This is a genomic window from Photobacterium sp. R1, from assembly GCF_054600795.1.
The window spans coordinates 1-307 of record NZ_BAAHZP010000361.1; the positions used below are offsets into that span (position 1 = coordinate 1).

Below are 307 nucleotides of genomic sequence, written 5' to 3' on the forward strand. Positions count from 1 at the left end.
ACTACAGTTGTGACGATCTGATCATTGGCTGGGGGCAGCGCAACCGGCTGGCACAGAAAGAGGTTGTGCCGCGCGCCAGGCTGGTATCGGAAAGTATATTGCAGCAGGATCTGAGTGCGGAATTTGCATCCATAGAAAGCGTCACGCCAGTGGATTTGCCATACGGTTATGGCTGGTGTCAAGCTCGTACGTCAGTCATGTCTGCCCGATATGAGCGCGTTTACCGTCAGGAGCCGGTGCCGGACAACAGCAAACGCCATTTGGATGAGATGCTGCGTCACTAAGCGCAGGCAAACGGCTGAGACTC

Annotated in this window: 1 pseudogene; it reads left to right on the plus strand. The window is 55.4% G+C overall.

The annotated features are described in order from the left end of the window. Window positions 1–284: pseudogene (locus ACYP03_RS25425) on the plus strand (hypothetical protein); the annotation flags it as partial. Window positions 285–307 lie beyond the last annotated feature (23 nt).